Raw genomic sequence first — 19,872 nt, forward strand, 5'->3', positions numbered from 1 at the left:
TTAATGTTTCTGCTTGCAAACAGTTTTGTTATCGTTACAGTCCAATGCACAAAACCATAAAATTGCGCATGCCTATTAGTTTCTATCCTACTGATTCACTGTAGCAACCGGAACGGTCTCTGCCTTTTGTACCCGAGTGGATGCCGAATTCGCATGGGCTGCTACTCTACCGTTTTTAACAGCTGCCTGTAGCACTTCAAAGTCTTTTTGGTTTTGCGCGGCATATTCAACAGCAAATTGCGAAACTGAATCTTCGAACTTGCAACAGCTGCCCAGGTAGCCACTAATTATCGCCGACTTGAAATTCCGCGCATGTGCCCTTGCCAATGCACCACCGCACAAGCTTGCATATCTCGTCATAAGTCGTGCGTTGAAAGTTTCAACGTTTGGCTCTACTCTGATATCCCGCATCTGCCTGATATAAAAATGGCGGCCGTTAGCTATCTCTGTCCAACCAAGGAACACATCGCCCGCTGCCTGCATAAGCTTCTGTCCAGCCACAACTCTTTGCCCGTTATTGGTATATCGACTTTTACCTGCATACGGCTCCAGCACCGATGGCCTTGCTTCCCGCACCTGGAGAAACAGCGGATCATCATTTGCAGACATGCGCAGTGATATACCATTGATCGTACCAATACTACCGAGACCACCAATTTTGGCAGCTATATCGCGAAACTTGAATTGATCAAAAAGTATGCGTTCTTCATAGGTCAACGTATCCACATAACTCTCACATACAGCTTCTATTAGTTTACGATAGTCGTGCTGCATGAGCGTTGTGTCATTTCTAAGCTGGATCTTATCTCCTTTCATTTCTGTAAGTCTGTGAAAATCTTCGCCTATCAGGCTCTTGGTTATCGCCTTCCTCACTCTACGGGCTACACGATTCCTGATCTCATGATCTTTGGTCATCTGCAGTATCTTCTTTACCGAAAAGCATGAGTACCATATCTGCAACGGATCCATTTCGGCAAACGCGGCCATGTGCACCCGGTACGATGAAATACACTCACGGGCAATAATTTTTGCCGTCTGCCTGTTCATCTTGTTTTGCAGGGAGGCGATCACAAAACTGGTTGCCAGTCTTTTAATATCCCATTCCCAGGGCGCGGGCAATGTTTCGTCAAAATCTACAAGATCAAATACTGTCTTCCTTTCTTGCGTACGGTAGATGCCAAAGTTCAGCAGGTGGCAATCTCCACAGCTTTGCACATGCAAACCAGTGTCGGGCGTGGTTGCAAGATCTGCCGCCATAATAGCTGCAGCACCACGAAAGAAATCGAGCGGAGATCGAAGCATTCGACCATAACGTAGCGGCAAGAGATAAGATAACAAACCCTCATTTGCAGCAGTCAGCACATCCACCGGATCTAACCGATCTTTAGGTGCTGACCACCGTGCATGACTCAGCCGGTCTGTCTTATTTCTCAATGCTTTACCGAAGTTGATTGCCTGGTCCCTAGTGATGCCTGGAGTGAAGAGATGTTCTTCCCCCATTCCCCTTCCATTACTGTCGTTTGTCATAAACTAGAGTTTTCAAGATCTGGACATAGGACTCCGGTCATGAATAGCCGGAATTTAACTGTTCTCTCCATATACTATTGGTTACAGGTTTTGGTATAGGTATTTCTCTCTATAAAGACGGGCGGGAAGCTTATTGTAAATTTAACATCGTTACAACGGGCTAAACACAGCTGTTCATCGTTTGCTTGCCTACAATCAGGATTTTCAATTGCCAACAATCTCTGAGTTTTGATGTATTGCGACAACCTCGCCAACATATTGACACTAAAGCCGCTTATTATTTGAAACGGCAGGGTTACAAACCGAATTTAATACCCAGTTCTGGGTATAGAGCAGGACTCCGGGACCGAAGGCTTTTTGATTGGGTACAGAACAAATCGAGTTACAGCCATTTTCAAAAGGTAAATTGAATCATCCCTCCTTTTGACGCGAGAAAATATGTGAAATTTTCAACTATCATAAGATATTCCGCAAATGAACCTGGTTTCGATTTTATGTCCATTTCGCTATACATAACCACAAAAACAATACATGTCGCCGTTTATATGCGACAATTTGTCCCAAAACACAGGAATGGCAAAGTAATTGACCGTATTTTTGCGGATGTTTTTCAAAAACAAGAAGACCATGAGCGATAAAAAGGATAATCGAACTAACGGAACTGCCGACAATATGTCACAAAACAACGAGGCGATGGAAGATGCTCTTGCAAACGAACTAAATGTTGACGACAGCGTTAGCGGCATGCAGCACCTGGACGATGAGATGAGTGACGAGAGCGAGCTGAAAAAAATGCAAAAAGACCTGGACGAGGCTAAAGACAAATATGTACGCCTGGTAGCTGAGTTCGACAACTTCCGCAAACGCAATGCAAAGGAAAGGCTGGAACTGATCTCAACTGCCGGTAAAGACATCGTTCAAAGTCTGCTGGTGGTACTCGACGACATGGAGCGCGCGGAAAAGCAACTGGAGACAACAGATGATGTTAAAGCGATCAAAGAAGGCGTGATGTTGGTTTTCAACAAACTGCGCAGCACTTTACAACATAGGGGCTTGAAAGCGATGGAAAGCAAAAATGAAGCTTTCAACCCTGACATGCATGAGGCGATCACGGAAATACCGGTACCGAGCGATGACATGAAGGGGAAAGTGATAGACGAGGTAGAAAAAGGATACTACCTGAACGATAAGTTGATCAGGCATGCTAAAGTTGTAGTAGGCAAATAAATCATTCACAATAAAAAAAGCAGTCCCGTTTTTTGGGACAGTGGTATGGCAAAAAGAGATTATTACGAGGTCTTAGGTGTAAGCAAAACGGCTAGTGCAGACGAGATAAAGAAGGCCTACCGTAAGATAGCCCTAAAGTACCATCCTGACCGCAACCCCGGCGATAAGGATGCAGAAGAGCATTTTAAGGAAGCAGCTGAAGCTTACGATGTACTAAGCAACGCCGACAAGCGTGCTCAATACGATCGCTTCGGTCATGCAGGAATGGGTAGTGCTGCAAGCGGCGGCTTTGGTGGCGGCATGCGCATGGAAGACATTTTCCAAAACTTCGGCGACATCTTCGGCGACGACATGTTCGGCAGCTTCTTCGGCGGCGGTGGTCGCCCAGGTGGTGGTGGTGGCGGACGCAGGCAGGGTTCACGCGGAGCTAACCTGCGCGTAAAGCTGAAGCTGGATTATGCTGAGATAGCTAACGGCGCTAACAAGAAGATCAAGGTTAAGAAATATATCCCTTGTAACATTTGCCACGGTAGCGGTGCAAAGGACAAGAGTTCTATACAGACCTGCGGCACCTGCGGCGGTTCAGGACAAGTACGTCGTGTGACCAACACCTTCCTGGGACAAATGCAGACTGTAACTACCTGTCCGACCTGTAATGGCGAAGGCACGCAGATAACAGCCAAGTGTGGTAACTGTAAAGGTGAAGGTCGTGTGTACGGCGAAGAAACACTGAGCCTGGATATACCAGCAGGCGTACAAGACGGCATGCAGCTGAGCATGGGCGGTGGCGGTAACGCCGGTGAACGCGGCGGCCCTCCCGGCGATCTGCTTATCGTAATTGAAGAGGAAAAACACCCGCAGCTGAAACGTAATGATATGGATGTGATCTTCCAATTGCACATATCATTCCCCGAAGCGGTATTAGGCACTTCTGTAGAAGTACCAACAATAGATGGCAGAGCCAAGATCAAGATACCGGCTGGTACGCAGAGCGGCAAGATCTTCAGATTGAAAGGGAAAGGCTTTCCTGCATTCCAGAGCTATGAGAAAGGTGATGAGCTGGTAGAGGTGAATGTTTGGTCGCCACAAAACCTGACCGATGACGAGAAGAAGATGCTGGAAAAGCTTCGCGACTCACCCAACTTTACACCATCGGCTGATGCGAAGAATGCAAAAGAAGACAAGAGTTTCTTCGATAAAATATTCGGAAGCTAAATACGCAAAGGGAAAAGGCTACAACGCTTTTTCCCTTTGTTTTTCTACAGCAGTGTACAACTTGTAATATTCTCCTTTTGCTGCTATAAGCGCGCCGTGATTGCCGCGTTCAATGATCTGTCCTTTATCCATTACAATGATCTCATCGGCTTTGCGGATAGTTGAAAGACGGTGGGCTATCACGATAGAGGTACGGCCTTTTATCAAAGTGTCTATCGCGTGCTGGATAAGCTGTTCGCTTTCGCTGTCTATCGAAGAGGTTGCTTCATCCAAAACAAGAATAGCAGGATCGTATAGCAATGCACGCGCAAATGAGAGCAGCTGCTTTTGCCCTTGAGACAGTGTGTTTCCCCGCTCCATTACATCGAAATCATAACCACCTGGCAACTGCATAATGAAATCATGTATGCCAAGCATACGCGTTACGCGCTGCACCTTCTCAAGCGATATATCTTTGTTACGCAAGGTAATGTTATCGAATACTGTGCCTGAGAACAGGAATACATCCTGCAGCACAATTCCTATCTTCTCTCGCAATGCGTATATGTCGTATTCCTGCAGATCGCGACCATCGATCAGTATGCGGCCACTTTCAATTTCGTAGAGGCGGTTGAGGATGCTGATGATAGAAGTTTTACCTGCGCCTGTGTGACCAACTACAGCCATTGTTTTACCGGCAGGCAGATCAAACGAAACGCCTTTTAAAACAGGTATGCCCTTCTTGTAGCTGAAGTGCACGTTCTCAAACTTCACAGCACCTTTCACTTCTGCAGGTTTATAACTGCCGTTGGCTTTCAGATATTCTTCGCTGTCCAGTACGCCCAACACCCGTTCACCAGCTATCATACCCATTTGCAGAACATTGAACTTATCGGCCAGCATACGCAGTGGGCGAAATAGCAAGTTGAGATACATAACAAAGGCAATGACCACGCCCTGCGTTACTTCATAGTCCAGCAAACGTGCTGCGCCCCACCATACCAGTAATCCCATGGATATTGCAAGAATGATCTCGACAACCGGGAAGAAAACTGAGTAGGCGAAAATGGCTTTGATATTGGCGTTGCGGTGCTCTCTGTTTATCTCTTTGAACTTGTCGATCTCTGTTTTCTCAGCTGCAAATGCCTGCACGATGTACATGCCGGTGATATGCTCCTGCACGAATGCATTGAGATGTGCCACTGCATTGCGTACACGCTGAAACGACTTATTGACACTCTCTTTAAAGAAATAAGTAGCGATGATCAAAATTGGAAATGCAGCCAGGCATACCAGCGTCAGTTTCCAATCGGTGATCAGCATTACAATAATGATTGCGATAATCGTCATCACATCAGCAACAATTGAAATGATACCTTCGGAGAATACATCATTTACTGCTTCAATATCGTTGATAGTACGCGTGGTAAGTGTGCCTATTGCAGTACGGTCATAAAACGACACATCCTGGAAGATGATCTTTTTAAACACCGACTTGCGCATGTCATTCACCACGGTTTGTCCCAGCCAGTTGATCTTATACAGGAACCAGAATCGAATGATGGTTTCAACCAGCAATACGCCCAGCTGTATCACGCTTATCCATATCAGCCCTTCCAGCAGCCGGTTGCCGATATATTTGTCTACTGAAAGCTGTATAAGATAAGGACGTACGGGAGATAACGCTGCCACGATAACAGACAGGAACATCCCCAGGTAAAAGGTTTTCTTATACGGAGCTGCAAAAGCAAATATCCTTCGCAACAAGTGCGTATCGAATATCTTCTTTATGGAGTTAGTTGCTGTCAATCTTTAGTCCTGTTCTTCTTTTACACTCATCAGGTAGGCCTTGATGAAATCGTCTATCTCGCCATCCATCACCGGGCCTACGTTACCTACTTCATAGTCGGTGCGGTGGTCTTTGATCATTTTATACGGATGGAACACATAAGACCTGATCTGCGAGCCCCACTCTATCTTTTTCTTCGATGAGTTGGCGGCGTTCTTCAGTTCTTCGCGCTTGCGCAGCTCTTCTTCATACAACCGGCTTTTCAGCATGGTCAAAGCTTTCTCACGGTTCTCACCTTGTGTACGCGCCTGCTGACATTCAACTATAATACCGGTAGGTATGTGCTTCAGTCGTACTGCTGTCTCCACCTTGTTCACGTTCTGACCACCTTTACCACCCGAACGGTAAAATTCCCATTCCAGGTCGGCGGGACTCACTTCTACTTCTATCGAATCATCTACCAGCGGGTACACAAACACTGAGGCAAAAGAAGTGTGCCTGCGGGCGTTTGAGTCGAAGGGTGAGATACGAACCAGGCGGTGTACGCCGCTTTCTGCTTTCAGCAGACCGTAGGCAAACTCGCCATCAAATTCCATGGTCGCTTGCTTAATGCCCGCGCCATCTCCATATTGCACATCGATCTCGGATACTTTCCAGCCTTGCTTTTCGCCATACATTCGGTACATGCGCAGCAGCATTTCGGCCCAGTCCTGGCTTTCGGTACCGCCGGCGCCGGAGTTGATCACCATCACACCTGGCATTTCGTCTTCAGGCTCATTCAGGGTCGATTTGAATTCGAGCTCATCCAGCGCTTTCAGGGCGCTATCGTAACCAGCCTTAGCTTCGTCCTCAGTGGCCTCACCTTCTTTCCAGAAGTCGAACAGCACGGCGAAGTCTTCTACAGAACTATTTACCTGGTCGTACAGGTCTATCCAGAATTTATTGATCTTGATCTCTTTCAGAATACCGGTGGCACGGGCATTATCATCCCAGAAACCGGGCGACAGGGTGAGCTGTTTATCGCTCTCCATCTTGGCTATACGATCTTCTATACGGAGGAAACGGTGCAGGTGCTGCACGCGGTCACGCATTTCTTTAAGGTTCTCCTGCGTCATAACGGAGGCAAAGGTAAGGAGTTTGACCCGCTGCTACTCTATTTCAATATAGTCGGGCGCAACAACGTCTACTTCTTTTACTTTGAAGGTAAAGTTGCGTTGCGAGATGTAGCTGAACACAGCTACGATAGCATTGGTAAGGACATATGCCAGCGTAGGATATAAACCAAACCACTCTACGAAGATCTTCAGGAAGATATAGTTGAGCAGTACACACATGCCTACGAGTAGTGCATAGCGGAAGAGCTGTATCCTGCCCTTGAGGTTTGACTCAGGGAATACCACATACTTGGCCAAAATGAAACCAGCGGGAAAACTGATGCTGAATGACAACAGGAACGCCGATATGTGCGGTGTTATCGTCAGGCCTCCAATTAATATCGCTTGTTCTTCCACAATGTGGTGATAGCACAACCAGTAAAGGAAAATGCCCAACACTGTATTAGTACCACCGCAAGCCAGGTAGCGGAAGGTTTGCAGATTTATCCAGCGCGAAAAAGGCGCATGAAAAAAATCAATAAACGCTAATACGATATTTTTGGCTGAGCTTAGCATCAGGAGCCGCAAAATTAGTGCTTTTCGGGCAACTAAACGTTAATATACATTACCATTTAATCTTATCCATGCGCTTAAAGAAATCTTTTTCTTTTTCGCCGCAGATACGCAACAGTCCGCTCAGCTCATCGTACGATACGAGGTCAGATTGGCGGGCCTTCATGATGCGCGCTGCATGGTAAGCAAAGTTGCGCCAGTCGTCGCCAATGGCTGTCAGTTCTTCTGAGAAACGCAGCAAGTCGTCGCGCTTCAGCATTTCGCCTGCTTCCTGCAGAAAGGCTGCGTGTAAGAAACGGAAACCGGCTCCACCGGTACCTATCTCCTCCTGCATCCGGATAACGTTGCCGAGATACAAAGCGGCTTTACGCGGAGGCAGGGTTTGAGGATATTTTTTAATGCGATTGGCCAGCAGAAAGATCGCGCTATTACCAAACCAGGGCAGCGGCGGACTGAGCATGAACCAGCTGGTCTGCTTAATGCCTGCTTTTATGGCTTTCTCGTAGTCAATGTTGGCCGGGGTATTTTTTATGTAATACATAAAACCCCTCGGCTCGGGTGTACCCTTGGCGAAGCGGGCCTTCACCAGGTCGTCGTATTTAATACGCGCCACATCTTCCAGTATGGGATCGCTTACCAGGTACTCGTCACCCTCTTTACCATAGATCACCGTGTTGTGAGCGTTAAAGTGGAAACGGAAAGCTTCGGGCATGAACGGCAGGTAATACACACTGCACAAAATACCTACAGGCCTGCCTTGCGCCAGCACGGCATCGAGCGCCTGCATGGCTTTTTCCGGCGAACGGAACCGTTCTGTATGCATTTCCACGCCAAGGCGGTTCATCACCCGCTTAAAAATAGCGCCCGGCCAGGTGCGAAATGTAGAACCCGGAGTGCCGTTCACTTTTACAAACGGCAGGTGACCGAAAAACATACCTGCGCCTATACCGAAAGCCATCGGCTCGGTGATGTTGATGCCATCGTGGCGGAGCAGGTTGGCGGTAACGCCGCTTTCGCAGTGTGCGTGCTGGTAGTGCTTGAACTCTGTACCCATGATATATGTAAGCTATTTACCGAAACCGGTCAGCTCGTCTACTGTAATGTTGAAAATTGTTGCGTATTTCTGAAGCGTTTCGGGTTTGAGCGTTTGGAACACTGAAGGCTTCATATGGCGTTTTACCTGCCACTCCCATTTACCAACGTATTTGGCCAGCAAAGGTACGTCCATCAGCGTCTTTTGCATAAAGTATGCTAGAGGACTTAGTTCACCGGCTTTAACCTTAGTCTCAGTTTCAGCCAGCTCCTGCTCCACTTCATCCCAGGCCTGCTTCATGGCAAAGTTCTCTGCCTCCCAACCTGCCGAATTAACGCCTGTGTATTTACCGTCTTTATCGACGGCATACATCAGCTTCCGAAGGTTCTCGCCTTCTTTAAAGTTCTTGGGATCCTGCGGTACTTCGTTGATCTTCATGTCGCTCCTCTTTCGCTTGGTGCCCGAAATTACACCCGATTTCCTGAAATTCTCTCCGGAAAGGCTGGATTTGTTGCCGATTGTTGCCGTTTTGGGGAGTTAAAAACTAAATCCTCCCTATTTGTTGTCGTTTGTTGTCGATTTCGTGCCAGCATCCTCATCTTCAACTTTATTTTCATTTCTCAACCTTACTTTCTTTTGTCTTGAAACAAAAGAAAGTAACAAAGAAAAATTCAAGGCTAAGCGAAACGGCTAAAAATTCCGTTCGCTTCGTTGCAACGAAAAAAGCTTACTAGCATCCACTAACATATCCGGACCTTTCTCAAATCAGCTTTACCAACCATACCCAACATTTTCGTTGCGGCCACTACGCTCCCGGAATTTTCTTAACGCCTTATTCGCTAAGGCCGGCACTCCGAAATCGTGTCATTCGGACGAGCCAGTTACAATGTTTACATTCGCTAACATTGTTAGCGGTATTTTTCGAATAGCGAAAACGTTAACAAACGTTGTACACCTTGCCACAAATTTACAAATAGCAAATATACAATAATTAATTCAATTTTGGATATACATTTCTAGGTGGTCGCTTCCTGCTGCACGAGCTTTTTAATGAGTGCGATCTGGCCCAGGTGGTAATGAGCGTGCTCGATAATTCCGGCGAGGTTGCGGTACCAGGTGCCGTATTTCGGGTCGGTGAAATCTTCTCCGAGTATGCTATCAGGTAGTTTTTCGATGAGCGATGCAAAGTGTTCTGCTTCATCCCAGCATTTGTTTAGAAAATCATCCCATTCGCGCTGTTCACCAAAAGGCGGATGCGTGAATGCATATTTATCGCTGGCTGTCAGCGGCTGGCCTTCCAGCACTTTGATCACTTCGTGGATGTAATAATTGATATGATAGGTCAGTGTAGCAATAGTATTGAGACCATGCACCTGTGTAAGTGCCTGCTCGAGCGTTACGCCTGTCAGCTGTTCTTTCAGGTTGGAGACCGTCCAGTTACCACCGAAGTGAACATCGCGCAGGTGTTTGGCTATTTGTGCTGTTGTGGTCATGGCATGTATCTTAGCTTATTGCAACTTCGCACTAATAACTGTATTTTACAACAATACAATGCCTTTTCAATGAAATTATTGGCGACAGAGAGAATTGACACGCTGAACTTTTTCCTGATCATTTTATCTGCTGTCATGGCGATTTTCATGCCCTTCGAGCTGTTCCTGTTCAGCTATGCAATTTTCGGTCCGCTGCACTACCTGACCGAAGTATCATGGTTGCATGACAAGAACTATTTCACGCAGAACAAATACGATTATCTATACCTGGTGGCCATTGCGGGAGGTATCTCTGTCCTGTTTCTCGACGCCATCTTCAATTTCATGGATATCCCACTGCCCCCGTTCATGGCTTCTACGCTTACGTGGGTGGGCATCTTATTGGCTATCCTGTTTGTTAGTGTAAAAAAGCTGGCCTATCGCATAGTCGGCATTATCGGTATACTGATACTTGCGAAAGCCTCACTAAGCCAGACAATGACAGTGTATCTGAGTGTGTTTCTGCCAACGCTGATACATGTTTATGTTTTCACCGGCTTATTCATGCTATACGGGGCACTGAAATCTAAAAGCCGCATGGGCCTGGTGAGTGTGGCACTATTTGCATTTTGTCCGTTCATACTCCTGAACCTGTTTCCCAACTTCAGCTTCTATGATGCTACCGACTATGCCAAACGGGCTTATATAGGCTCGGACGGGAAAGCTGGCTTTATGAGCATGAGTATACAGACCATCCATTTGCTGTTTGGCACAACGGTAACTGCCACAACCGAGCAGGAGGCGAACCAGATGTGGCTCAACCACATCTTCCATTCAGCAAACGGCATCGTAGTGGCACGGCTGGTGGCCTTTGCTTACACTTATCATTATCTCAACTGGTTCTCAAAAACCAAGGTAATACAATGGCACAAAGTACCCAGGCTGCGTTTTGGCATCGTGATCATTGCCTGGCTATTGAGCGTAGCACTGTATGCTATCAACTTTACCATGGGGCTGACCTGGCTGTTCTTCCTCAGTATGGTACATGTACTGCTGGAGCTACCGTTGAATGCTGTTTCCGTAATGGGTATATATTCGATACTGAAGCAGCGGGTGCTCGGTAAAAAGGAGGAAGTTGAGGTGAAGGTGGTAAAAGGGTAAAACTTCAATTCTCTTAATAAGCGAAAGGCTGCTTGATGCAGCCTTTCGTCTTCAAATATCAAAGGCAAATTACCGGCAACTTTGCCATCGGCTCGACTACCCTGCCTTTAGCTTGCCTTCCAGTTCTTCAATGATCTTTTTTAGGCGGCCTTTTGTCTGTGTGGCGTCTACATAAAATGCCTCACCATCGTTGACGGTAATGCTGTAATACAATTCATCTCTCACCCTCTTATCTTCAACAGGGGCAAGTGCCTTTAGCTGTTCGATAACCTCTTTTTCATCGACATCATAGCTACCTGACGCCTGTAGTGTTTTGCCTAACAAACCACCCGACCGTTTCAACTGCAATTTTACCATGCCTAAATTTACACTTTCGCGGCCTTCCAGCCAGCTATGACGCCTTTATGCACCTTGCTGTTTTTGCCAAACAACTGGTGAGCATGTGATATGGTAGCTTTTTTAGCCGCTTTAAAATCGGAGTCAGCGCTAAGAGATTGGGTAAGCGCCGCATACCATACCTTACCGATGGTTTCCCAGGCATACCCGCCAATTTCTTTGGCCGCCATGCAAAATGCATAGTTGGGGATCCCAGAGTTATAATGCACACCGCCCCAGTCTCCATCCTTGGTATTGGGCAATACAACAAAATCTTTCATTGTAGCCGGTTGCGGGTCATCGCCCCATTGCGGGTGGTTTGTAAAAGCTGTGCCGGGTGATGCCATGCTTCTCAAGGAGTACTGCTTGCCGAGCATGATATTCTCACCTATCAGCCAGTTGCTCTGGTTCACGTCCTCGTTCATGGCATATTGCTTTATCATGATGCCAAAAACATCTGAAAACGATTCGTTGAGCGCGCCGGGCTGGTTCTCATAGTCGAAGTTGGCAGCATATTCGGTTACACCGTGAGCCAGTTCGTGTGCTATTATATCAATATCATTCGTAAAACTGTCGAACGTAATCTTGTCGCCATCTCCGTACACCATCTGGCGGCCGTTCCACAGTGCATTGTTATACTTCTTGCCGTAATGAATTGAATTGACCAGCGGCATCCCGGCATCGTCAATACTGTTCCGTTTAAAAATATCGTAGTAGAAATCCCAGGTGGCCTTTACGCCTTTCAACACATTCCTGGCTTCTTTATCTTTCTTTATCTGCGCACTGGTCATGAGCTTGCCTGGCAGGCTATACCCTTTACTAACCGTGTGTATTTGAATCACGGCTTTCGGCTTTGGCGCCGCAGCTTTCTTCACGGCCAAAACAGTTCTTTCAGTGGCCGCAAGTGTAGAAAAGAATTTCCGGTCGCTCCGAAGGCGGAAGTCGCGGAGTTCATTGTTCAGCGCATCTTCCAGTTTAAGTTTTTCACTCTCCTTCATCTTTTCAGCGATGTAGGGCGGCAAAATGCACCGGATCGGATTGCGATGGTTTTTACACATGGTTCATGGTTTTAAGTGGTAACAGATATGTTTCTCAGTATCCCGAAAACCAATATAATAAAACCTGAAGTGTTTTTATAACACGCCGCGTAATTAGCTTGTATACAATACCTCCCGAATTCTAATCAATGTCTCATTGGCCTGCACTTCATCAGGAACTTCTGGCAGATCGCTTTTGGCAAAGAGCCCAGATATGGTTTGCACGCGTTCTTCCGCCATTGCTACAAGGTCATCGTATAAGAAATGACCATTACGTACTTTCATAAGAAATTCACGGTCGGGACGACGCACATTGATCTTGTTTTCAGTGGCGATCTCGGCAGCCATATGCAGCAACCTGAATGTGTGCATCATATTTTTGGCATCGTAGTTTTTACCATGAGCCAGGGTATTTTGAAACCGTACATTGTTTCGTTTGCCCACCCAATCCCAATACTCGCGATAGTCTTTACAATAGGCTGAATAGCCATCTTTATTGAATGAGATCAGGGCTTTGGGCTCCAGCTTTTCTTCTATAGAGCTCAGCCGTACGTCGTTAGCATCTTCTCCGGAATAGATACCGGCAAATCCGCGACCGAAAACCTGGCTATTGTGAAACAACGCATAGACATCCCGTGCATGAGGAACTCTGACAAGTCCGCAGTCTTCCTGCTTATATCCCTGCTGATCGAGCCATGCCTGTAAAGGCAAAGCGTGATAACCATTGATGATGTAACAAAAATCAATGACCGTTTTCCGCTTCTCGTCTACCGGGTTAAATATTTTTTTATTGAGGCCTTTGGCTTTTTTTATCTGTGTTTGCGCATAACCCGCAAAGCTGTGCTGACATAATCTGGAAAGAAAAAGTTCCGGCTTCACCAGATTTAGTACATCGTGTTTGTATAAGATGCAATCTGCGGGACTATTCAGCAACTCCAATATGTTCGGATTGTTGCGAACTAACATTTCTATAAAACGTTTCAACTCGTAATAGACTATATCATTGGTACTGTTAGCCACCTGCTCGGTGTAATACAGGCTATAGTAGTCATTCTTGTCTAAATAGAAAACGCCTTTAATATCTGTATCCGACTGCGGAGTATCTAATCCATACGCTTTGCTACCGCTGATGCATCTCAACAACTGCAGTCGTTCATTTCCGTGTATGTCCTCAAATTTCATACAGATGCTTTCTGAATAGATCGTTCAATGCCGACGATTCTGTTTCTTTTTTGGGGATGTCCCGGCCTTTCGTTTCACAATATGCAATCTGCTCCTGGATGAAATGCTGCACGCGGGGGATGGACTTAATGGTGCTTTTTTCATCAGCATGTTCTTTCTGCTCCAGCAAAAGGTCAATAAGCTCTTGAAGCGCGGGTTCGCTAATAAGCGTTCTCAAAGCTCCAAAAGTCATCGGTGGCACTTCGTTCTTTTCCACGATCCATAGCGCCGCTAACAGCGAACGCAAACAATAAAAATATTTTTTCAACCGAACCTCCTCCGACTGCAATTCACTGAAAGCATTCCTTGCCATACTAGAATAATGATGCAATCCAGCACGCGGAGAAAAGTAGTCAGCCATTAATTGCCGGATATCGTTCATGAAAACGGAAGACTGCCTGTAAACGATTGGAGATTGCAGCCACTCGTACAAGGGAGGGTTGGAGGTCCGAAACAGGCGAAGCGCTTTACGAATATCCCAGCCATTAATATCTAAAACTTCGTTGACAGGCAAATCGAGAACATCGCGAAACTCATCGATACTTAAATATTTGTCACGGGGCTGAGCATATATGAATCGCACATCGTAGTCGCTGTCAGTTGAGGGGAAACCCCATGCTCTGCTACCTGATTCACATGCATATAATATTTTGACCGAATGCTGCCTTTCCAGTTCATCCAGCTGATGCTGTATTTCACTAACCATTCGGCTAATATAATATATTGAACCAGCCGAACATTACCCTTTATTCAGAGCCTCCCACAACTAAATGTATCATTTGATTCCCAGTATGCTAATGTACCCGGAACTCTGCCCGAACAGTGATGCTGGCAGTTTTATTTTTGCTGCTGGTATTGAAAGCCCCCGAAGAGGTGAAGTCCTCGTTGCTATACTGCCCGGTTATCTGGAAGATGCCCATCGATGCGCGTTTCAGATCGCCCAGCTTACTTCCACTGTTATCCGCTATCGTGCGCGCGCGGTTGCCTGCATCTTTCGCCGCTTTGGCCAGCAGGTTGAGCTTGATATCCGCCAGCTTGGTGTAATAGTACATTGGCGGCTGAGAATTGAGCTCAATACCAGATTGGATCAGTTGCGTAATATCCCTTGACACCTTTTCTACATTATTGATATTTTTCGATTCGACCTTAACTGTCTGGTTCAACTTATACCCCTTAAACACACTACTGGTACGATGGCCTTCTTCGTTATAAGTCTCATCGTACTCTTTTTCGATACTTATAGCAGAAATGATGATCTCGTTTCGCGCAATACCGTTGCTTGTTAAGTAAGCCTGTACTTGCTGTGCATCATTTTGCAACGATGAATAAGCCAGCTTTAGATCAACATCGGTACGCTGAAAACTGGCGGACCAGACGATCAGATCGGCAACAAAGTTATGTTCAGCGCTACCAATAACACTTACTGTAGCATCCTGTCTGAATTTGCTCTTGAAGGATGTACCCAGGATAGCTGCAGCAATAACTATCGCCAGGGCGAAAATGATGGCAGGAATGTGACTGCGCATGGTAACAGGTGTTTATATCCTAAAATTAAAACATCTTATACCGCCACTCTTCATATCATTGCCAACTTCTCCCACAACCTCATCACTTCCATCGCTTCCTTTACGTCGTGCACACGCAGTATGTTGGCGCCCTGCTGCAGAGCTACCATGTTTAGTGCCGTAGTACCATTGAGGGCGTCTTCGGGCGAAACCCCGAGTGTGCGGCACACAATGGATTTTCTGGAGAGGCCGGCAAGTATCGGTTTGCCCAGCATGCGGAAGGTGTGCAGGTGATTGAGCAGTTCAAAATTGTGCTCTACAGTTTTACCAAAACCAAAGCCGGGATCGATAATAACGTCGGTAATGCCGGCTTGTTTGCAACGGTCGCAGATATCCACCAGGTAGCTGCGCACTTCGGTCACTACATTATTATAGGTGGGGTTTTTCTGCATGGTTTTGGGCGTGCCCTGCATGTGCATGGCTATGTAAGGCACTTTCAGTTCTCCCACCGTCTGCAGCATATTGCTGTCTATACTGCCCGCGCTTACATCATTTATTATAGAAACTCCTGCTGCAACAGCCTCGCGGGCGGTGGCGGAGTTGTAGGTATCTATAGACAGCCAGGCCTCCGGAAATTCTTTGGCAATAGCTTCAATAGCCGGTATTACCCGCTGCAATTCTTCTTCTGCACCCATTATCCCGGCGCCGGGTTTTGTGGTAGCACCTCCTATATCCAGTATCGTCGCCCCCTCGTTCAACATCTTTTCCGCATTGCGCAAAAGCCCGCCGGTGTTGCTATCGCGGCCCTTTGTATAGAAGCTGTCGGGCGTGGCGTTGAGTACACCCATAACAATGGGTTTCGATATGTCGAGCAACCGCCCTTTGCTTTGCAAGGTGGTTTGTACGGGTAAAACTGTATTTTTGAAACTCATTGCCTTACAAAGAAAATGCAGGATAGTTTAAGCACCAACACCACAGCCGAAATGTCTCACACCTTACAGCAGTACACCAGTGTAGTAGCCAGATGTAAAGACCTGTACCTGAATAAGGCCAAGGACTACGGCACCTCGTGGCGCGTACTGAGGCCTATATCAATTGTAGACCAGATATATATCAAAGCCTGGCGCATACGCCAGATACAGGAAAAAGGCGTTCAAAAGATAGGCGACAGCATCGAGAGCGAGTTCGTCGGCATAGTGAACTATGGCATCATAGCGCTGATACAAAGCGCCATACCCGAAGGCACCGAGACAGAGCTGATGTATAGCGAAGCGCGCAGGTGGTATGAACTGAAGGCAAAAGAGATCGAAGACCTGATGCTGCAAAAAAACCACGACTATGGCGAGGCCTGGCGCGATATGTCGCAACAGAGCTTTGTAGACCTGATATTGGTAAAGCTCCTTCGCATCAAACAAATACTGGCAAATGATGGACAGACCATCGTATCTGAAGGCATTGATGCCAACTTTTGCGATATCGTGAACTACGGGATATTTGCCCTCATAAAAATGGGAGAGTAGCTTTTTAACACTTTGCTACCATCCATTTACTAAATTTACTTGTCATTAAAAGACAACACACAACCTTAGCATAAAAATATGAAGTACTTCCTCTGGTTATTACGCATCGTAGTAGGTGGTTTATTCATTTTCTCCGGTCTTATCAAAGCCAACGATCCGCTCGGTCTCAGCTATAAGATGAACGAGTTTTTCGAAGTGTGGGGTACTCATTTCCTGATGCCGTATTCGCTGGCCTTGTCGGTTGTCATGATCGCTTTTGAGATCATAGCTGGTGTAGCGGTGATATTGGGTTATGCTTACAGGGTATTTTCTTTCTTATTATTACTGCTCATCACCTTCTTTACCTTCCTGACGGCCTATGTGCTGTTCTCGGGCAAGATAAAAGAGTGCGGCTGCTTTGGCGATTGCATCAAAATAACCAACCAGGAAACTTTCTGGAAAGACGTGGCCCTGCTGGTGATGATATTGATACTGTTCGTTTACCGCAACAGGGTAAAACCGATATTTAGTGGATACCCCAGCGTTGCCATACTGGTGCTGACTGCGTTCTTTGCCTTCGGTATTCAGTGGTGGACACTCGAGCACCTTCCGTTCTGGGATTGCCTGCCATTTAAAAAAGGCGTGAATATCAATGTGGACAACAAGATACCTCCGGGCGCAAAACCCGACCGTTATGAGTCTATCATGATCTATAAAAAAGACGGTGTAGAGAAGGAGTTCACCATGGAGAACTATCCATGGCAAGACACTACCTGGGTATTTGTAGACCGTAAGGATAAGCTGGTAGAAAAAGGCAATGCAGAACCGAAGATCAGGGACTATATCATTACCGACTACGATGGCAACGATCGTACCGAACAGATACTGACCGCACCGGGCTACACCTGGCTGTTGTATATCAAAGATCCGGGTAAGGCACGCCACGATAATTTCGACCGCATCCGCCAGCTGGCGCAGGAAGCGAACCAGCAAAACATACCATTCTATGTATTGATCTCTGCCGACAAAGCAAGTGCAGAGCAATACCAGAAAGAATGGCATTTTGAGAATATGCAATTCCTGGTGCTGGACGTGACAGTGAGCAAAACGGCCTTGCGCAGCAACCCTGGCCTGATGTTGTTGGAACAAGGAGTGATAAAGGGTAAGTGGAGCTTCCGCGATTACCCCAATTCAATTGCAGACGTTAAACAATAACGAATGGTAAGTTTCCTGGCACGGCGCATCAGGTACAGTATCTTGGTACTCTTCGGCGTAGTGACAGTGGTATTCTTCCTGTTCAATGTATTGCCCGGCGACCCGGCAAGGCTCACCATGGGCCAGCGCAGTGATATAGCCACACTCGAGAACGTGCGCAAAGAAATGCACCTCGACAAGCCGCTGATCACCCGCTATTTTTTGCACCTGAATGATATTTCACCTCTGGGTATACATGCACGCGATAGTGCTTCAAAAGCGAAGTATGAGTATGTGGGGTTGGTGCCTATATCGAAGAAAAACATACTGGCTGTGAAGTGGCCTTTCCTTGGACGGTCGTACCATACCAAAAGAAATGTAGGTGAAGTACTTATGGAAGCGCTACCCGGAACGGTAATACTTGCTTTGGCGGCAATGGTGCTGGCAACTATTGGTGGCATTTTGCTGGGTGTACTGGCCGCTCTTAAAAAAGGCACCTGGCTCGACACCTCGGCCATAGCAGCAAGCGTAGCTGGCATATCCATGCCTTCTTTTTTCGCAGGGCTTATTATCGCCTACCTGTTCGGCTACCTGTGGCATGAAGCAACAGGACTGAACATGACCGGCAGCCTTTGGGAGTACAATGCCCTCACCGGCAGGTATCTGGCATTACACAATCTCATATTACCGGCTATTGCTTTGGGTATTCGTCCACTGGCCATCATTACCCAACTTACCCGCGCCAGCCTGCTCGATGTACTAGGCCAGGATTATATCCGGACTGCATATGCAAAAGGTTTATCCACGACGAAGGTAGTTTTCAGGCATGCACTGCCTAACGCCATGAACCCGGTGTTGACGGCCATATCAGGCTGGCTGGCTGAATTACTGGCGGGATCGTTTTTTATTGAATATATATTCGGGTGGAAAGGGATCGGCAAAATAACTGTGGAGGCGCTGGACAAATTTGACTTCCCCCTGGTGATGGGTTCGGTGCTGCTCACAGCTTTCATATTCATTATCATCAACTTACTCACCGACCTCATGTACGGTTGGCTGGACCCCCGCGTGCGCTTACGTTAAGTCGTTACAAAATGAACTTAACTCCAATGTTACGAAATCATTAATTCTCTATTATTTCTTTTCCGGGCCAAAGCAAGAAAATACCTTTGCCAGCAAACAACCGCCTGATATAAGGCATAAAATTTATGTATTGCTGAGGTTAAGAAATCATTATGTCTTTGTTACGGCTTTTTAATGGCCTCAAAGCATGGTAGTTTTGCGCCGCAATCTCTCATTTAATAACTAAGAATTTATGGCATTTGGCTCTTTTCTGAAGATGTTCACCCCCAAAGACCGCGTGTTTTACGGTCTGTTCGAGCAGGTAAGTACTAACCTGACCGAAATGGCTAGTATTTTTTACAACGCGGTAAACGAACCCGATTTTTCGCGTCGTGAGGCCATGCTGAAAAGCCTGGAGGAGTGGGAACACAAAAATGACGAGGTAACACATAAAATATTCATTGAGCTGGGTAGCAACTTTATCACCCCGTTCGACCGTGAGGATATACACTACCTGGCAACGTCGCTGGATGACATCGCCGATTACATCTGGGGCAGTGCCAAGCGTATGATGAACTATTATATCACCGATATTGACGATACAACCAAAGGTTTCGGCGATATCATCAAACGCTCTGTGTCTGCACTGAACAAAGGTGTATACGAGCTGCGTGATATGAAAGACCTGCGCACCATTATGGAGTCGTGCGTAATGATCAACAGCCTGGAGAACGAAGGTGACGACCTGCTGGACAAAGGCATGGGCCACCTGTTTACAACTAACGTAAACCCTGTGGAGCTGATCAAGAAAAAAGACCTGTACCAAATGCTGGAGATCGTAACTGACAAGTGTGAAGATGCGGCAAACGTGATCGAGTCCATTATCATTAAATACGCTTAAACAACACA

General features: G+C 46.6%; 20 protein-coding genes. 7 read left to right on the forward strand and 13 right to left on the reverse strand.

Going from position 1 to position 19,872, the window contains the following annotated elements; all coding sequences use genetic code 11:
- Positions 1–87 precede the first annotated feature (87 nt).
- A complete protein-coding gene (locus P2W83_RS04470; RefSeq protein ID WP_276132492.1) occupies positions 88–1,527 on the reverse strand; it encodes a DUF2252 domain-containing protein in 1,440 nt (479 codons plus the stop codon).
- A gap of 627 nt (positions 1,528–2,154) precedes the next feature.
- Between P2W83_RS04470 and P2W83_RS04475 the strand changes: the two genes are divergently transcribed.
- A complete protein-coding gene (locus tag P2W83_RS04475; protein ID WP_276132493.1) occupies positions 2,155–2,754 on the forward strand; it encodes a nucleotide exchange factor GrpE in 600 nt (199 codons plus the stop codon).
- A 45-nt stretch (positions 2,755–2,799) separates the two neighbouring features.
- A complete protein-coding gene (gene dnaJ / locus P2W83_RS04480) occupies positions 2,800–3,969 on the forward strand; it encodes a molecular chaperone DnaJ (protein WP_276132494.1) in 1,170 nt (389 codons plus the stop codon).
- An 18-nt stretch (positions 3,970–3,987) separates the two neighbouring features.
- Here dnaJ and P2W83_RS04485 read toward each other — a convergent pair whose 3' ends face one another.
- The 6 genes from P2W83_RS04485 to P2W83_RS04510 all read right to left on the reverse strand — a co-directional run bounded on the left by P2W83_RS04485 (position 3,988) and on the right by P2W83_RS04510 (position 9,930).
- The gene (locus P2W83_RS04485; RefSeq protein ID WP_276132495.1) at positions 3,988–5,757 is read right to left on the reverse strand and encodes an ABC transporter ATP-binding protein; all 1,770 of its coding nucleotides are present in this window, start codon (positions 5,755–5,757) and stop codon (positions 3,988–3,990) included.
- A 3-nt stretch (positions 5,758–5,760) separates the two neighbouring features.
- Positions 5,761–6,852, reverse strand: coding sequence for a peptide chain release factor 2 (gene prfB, locus P2W83_RS04490; RefSeq protein WP_276132496.1), 1,092 nt, complete (start codon positions 6,850–6,852; stop codon positions 5,761–5,763).
- A gap of 33 nt (positions 6,853–6,885) precedes the next feature.
- The gene (locus P2W83_RS04495) at positions 6,886–7,407 is read right to left on the reverse strand and encodes a GtrA family protein (protein WP_276132497.1); all 522 of its coding nucleotides are present in this window, start codon (positions 7,405–7,407) and stop codon (positions 6,886–6,888) included.
- A 49-nt stretch (positions 7,408–7,456) separates the two neighbouring features.
- Positions 7,457–8,458 carry a BtrH-related acyltransferase DarH gene (darH, locus tag P2W83_RS04500; protein WP_276132498.1) on the reverse strand — a complete coding sequence of 334 codons (1,002 nt, stop codon included), beginning with the start codon at positions 8,456–8,458 and terminating at the stop codon, positions 7,457–7,459.
- A 12-nt stretch (positions 8,459–8,470) separates the two neighbouring features.
- A complete protein-coding gene (DarG, locus tag P2W83_RS04505) occupies positions 8,471–8,875 on the reverse strand; it encodes a flexirubin biosynthesis protein DarG (protein ID WP_276132499.1) in 405 nt (134 codons plus the stop codon).
- A gap of 578 nt (positions 8,876–9,453) precedes the next feature.
- Positions 9,454–9,930 (reverse strand): DinB family protein, encoded by a 477-nt coding sequence (locus P2W83_RS04510; RefSeq protein WP_276132500.1) that lies wholly within the window; start codon positions 9,928–9,930, stop codon positions 9,454–9,456.
- Positions 9,931–9,999: 69 nt separating this feature from the next.
- Here P2W83_RS04510 and P2W83_RS04515 point away from each other — a divergent pair, with 69 nt between their 5' ends.
- On the forward strand, positions 10,000–11,070 hold the full coding sequence (locus P2W83_RS04515) for a hypothetical protein (RefSeq protein ID WP_276132501.1): 1,071 nt from the start codon (positions 10,000–10,002) through the stop codon (positions 11,068–11,070).
- 96 nt (positions 11,071–11,166) lie between these two features.
- Here the strand turns inward: P2W83_RS04515 and P2W83_RS04520 are convergent, their stop codons facing one another.
- The 6 genes from P2W83_RS04520 to folP form a co-directional block, all read right to left on the reverse strand.
- The gene (locus tag P2W83_RS04520; protein WP_276132502.1) at positions 11,167–11,427 is read right to left on the reverse strand and encodes a hypothetical protein; all 261 of its coding nucleotides are present in this window, start codon (positions 11,425–11,427) and stop codon (positions 11,167–11,169) included.
- A gap of 8 nt (positions 11,428–11,435) precedes the next feature.
- A complete protein-coding gene (locus tag P2W83_RS04525) occupies positions 11,436–12,503 on the reverse strand; it encodes a M4 family metallopeptidase (RefSeq protein ID WP_276132503.1) in 1,068 nt (355 codons plus the stop codon).
- A 93-nt stretch (positions 12,504–12,596) separates the two neighbouring features.
- Entirely contained in the window at positions 12,597–13,664 is a 1,068-nt protein-coding gene (locus tag P2W83_RS04530) for a nucleotidyltransferase domain-containing protein (RefSeq protein WP_276132504.1), read from the reverse strand.
- Positions 13,654–14,409 carry a nucleotidyltransferase domain-containing protein gene (locus P2W83_RS04535; protein WP_276132505.1) on the reverse strand — a complete coding sequence of 252 codons (756 nt, stop codon included), beginning with the start codon at positions 14,407–14,409 and terminating at the stop codon, positions 13,654–13,656. Before P2W83_RS04535 ends, P2W83_RS04530 begins: the two co-directional genes overlap by 11 nt.
- An 88-nt stretch (positions 14,410–14,497) precedes the next feature.
- Entirely contained in the window at positions 14,498–15,229 is a 732-nt protein-coding gene (locus P2W83_RS04540) for an SIMPL domain-containing protein (protein ID WP_276132506.1), read from the reverse strand.
- A 50-nt stretch (positions 15,230–15,279) separates the two neighbouring features.
- On the reverse strand, positions 15,280–16,056 hold the full coding sequence (gene folP / locus P2W83_RS04545; protein WP_276132507.1) for a dihydropteroate synthase: 777 nt from the start codon (positions 16,054–16,056) through the stop codon (positions 15,280–15,282).
- Between the two features lie 99 nt (positions 16,057–16,155).
- Between folP and P2W83_RS04550 the strand changes: the two genes are divergently transcribed.
- From P2W83_RS04550 to P2W83_RS04565, 4 genes are all read left to right on the forward strand, one after another.
- Complete coding sequence (locus tag P2W83_RS04550) at positions 16,156–16,728, forward strand: DUF1599 domain-containing protein (RefSeq protein WP_276132508.1); 573 nt, start codon at positions 16,156–16,158, stop codon at positions 16,726–16,728.
- Between the two features lie 78 nt (positions 16,729–16,806).
- Positions 16,807–17,922 carry a BT_3928 family protein gene (locus tag P2W83_RS04555; RefSeq protein ID WP_276132509.1) on the forward strand — a complete coding sequence of 372 codons (1,116 nt, stop codon included), beginning with the start codon at positions 16,807–16,809 and terminating at the stop codon, positions 17,920–17,922.
- A gap of 3 nt (positions 17,923–17,925) precedes the next feature.
- A complete protein-coding gene (locus tag P2W83_RS04560) occupies positions 17,926–18,984 on the forward strand; it encodes an ABC transporter permease (protein WP_276132510.1) in 1,059 nt (352 codons plus the stop codon).
- A gap of 232 nt (positions 18,985–19,216) precedes the next feature.
- Positions 19,217–19,864, forward strand: coding sequence for a DUF47 domain-containing protein (locus P2W83_RS04565; RefSeq protein WP_276132511.1), 648 nt, complete (start codon positions 19,217–19,219; stop codon positions 19,862–19,864).
- The last annotated feature ends 8 nt before the right edge of the window (positions 19,865–19,872 follow it).

The sequence above is a fragment of the Polluticoccus soli genome, from assembly GCF_029269745.1.
Classification (GTDB): domain Bacteria; phylum Bacteroidota; class Bacteroidia; order Chitinophagales; family Chitinophagaceae; genus Polluticoccus; species Polluticoccus soli.

Bases quoted from the DNA above. Each gene is read 5' to 3' on its own strand.
- P2W83_RS04470 (WP_276132492.1), bottom strand. From the start codon at position 1,527: ATGACAAACGACAGTAATGGAAGGGGAATGGGGGAAGAACATCTCTTC.
- P2W83_RS04475 (WP_276132493.1), top strand. From the start codon at position 2,155: ATGAGCGATAAAAAGGATAATCGAACTAACGGAACTGCCGACAATATG.
- dnaJ (WP_276132494.1), top strand. From the start codon at position 2,800: ATGGCAAAAAGAGATTATTACGAGGTCTTAGGTGTAAGCAAAACGGCT.
- prfB (WP_276132496.1), bottom strand. From the start codon at position 6,852: ATGACGCAGGAGAACCTTAAAGAAATGCGTGACCGCGTGCAGCACCTG.
- P2W83_RS04495 (WP_276132497.1), bottom strand. From the start codon at position 7,407: ATGCTAAGCTCAGCCAAAAATATCGTATTAGCGTTTATTGATTTTTTT.
- darH (WP_276132498.1), bottom strand. From the start codon at position 8,458: ATGGGTACAGAGTTCAAGCACTACCAGCACGCACACTGCGAAAGCGGC.
- DarG (WP_276132499.1), bottom strand. From the start codon at position 8,875: ATGAAGATCAACGAAGTACCGCAGGATCCCAAGAACTTTAAAGAAGGC.
- P2W83_RS04510 (WP_276132500.1), bottom strand. From the start codon at position 9,930: ATGACCACAACAGCACAAATAGCCAAACACCTGCGCGATGTTCACTTC.
- P2W83_RS04515 (WP_276132501.1), top strand. From the start codon at position 10,000: ATGAAATTATTGGCGACAGAGAGAATTGACACGCTGAACTTTTTCCTG.
- P2W83_RS04520 (WP_276132502.1), bottom strand. From the start codon at position 11,427: ATGGTAAAATTGCAGTTGAAACGGTCGGGTGGTTTGTTAGGCAAAACA.
- P2W83_RS04525 (WP_276132503.1), bottom strand. From the start codon at position 12,503: ATGTGTAAAAACCATCGCAATCCGATCCGGTGCATTTTGCCGCCCTAC.
- P2W83_RS04530 (WP_276132504.1), bottom strand. From the start codon at position 13,664: ATGAAATTTGAGGACATACACGGAAATGAACGACTGCAGTTGTTGAGA.
- P2W83_RS04535 (WP_276132505.1), bottom strand. From the start codon at position 14,409: ATGGTTAGTGAAATACAGCATCAGCTGGATGAACTGGAAAGGCAGCAT.
- P2W83_RS04540 (WP_276132506.1), bottom strand. From the start codon at position 15,229: ATGCGCAGTCACATTCCTGCCATCATTTTCGCCCTGGCGATAGTTATT.
- folP (WP_276132507.1), bottom strand. From the start codon at position 16,056: ATGGGTGTACTCAACGCCACGCCCGACAGCTTCTATACAAAGGGCCGC.
- P2W83_RS04550 (WP_276132508.1), top strand. From the start codon at position 16,156: ATGCAGGATAGTTTAAGCACCAACACCACAGCCGAAATGTCTCACACC.
- P2W83_RS04555 (WP_276132509.1), top strand. From the start codon at position 16,807: ATGAAGTACTTCCTCTGGTTATTACGCATCGTAGTAGGTGGTTTATTC.
- P2W83_RS04560 (WP_276132510.1), top strand. From the start codon at position 17,926: ATGGTAAGTTTCCTGGCACGGCGCATCAGGTACAGTATCTTGGTACTC.
- P2W83_RS04565 (WP_276132511.1), top strand. From the start codon at position 19,217: ATGGCATTTGGCTCTTTTCTGAAGATGTTCACCCCCAAAGACCGCGTG.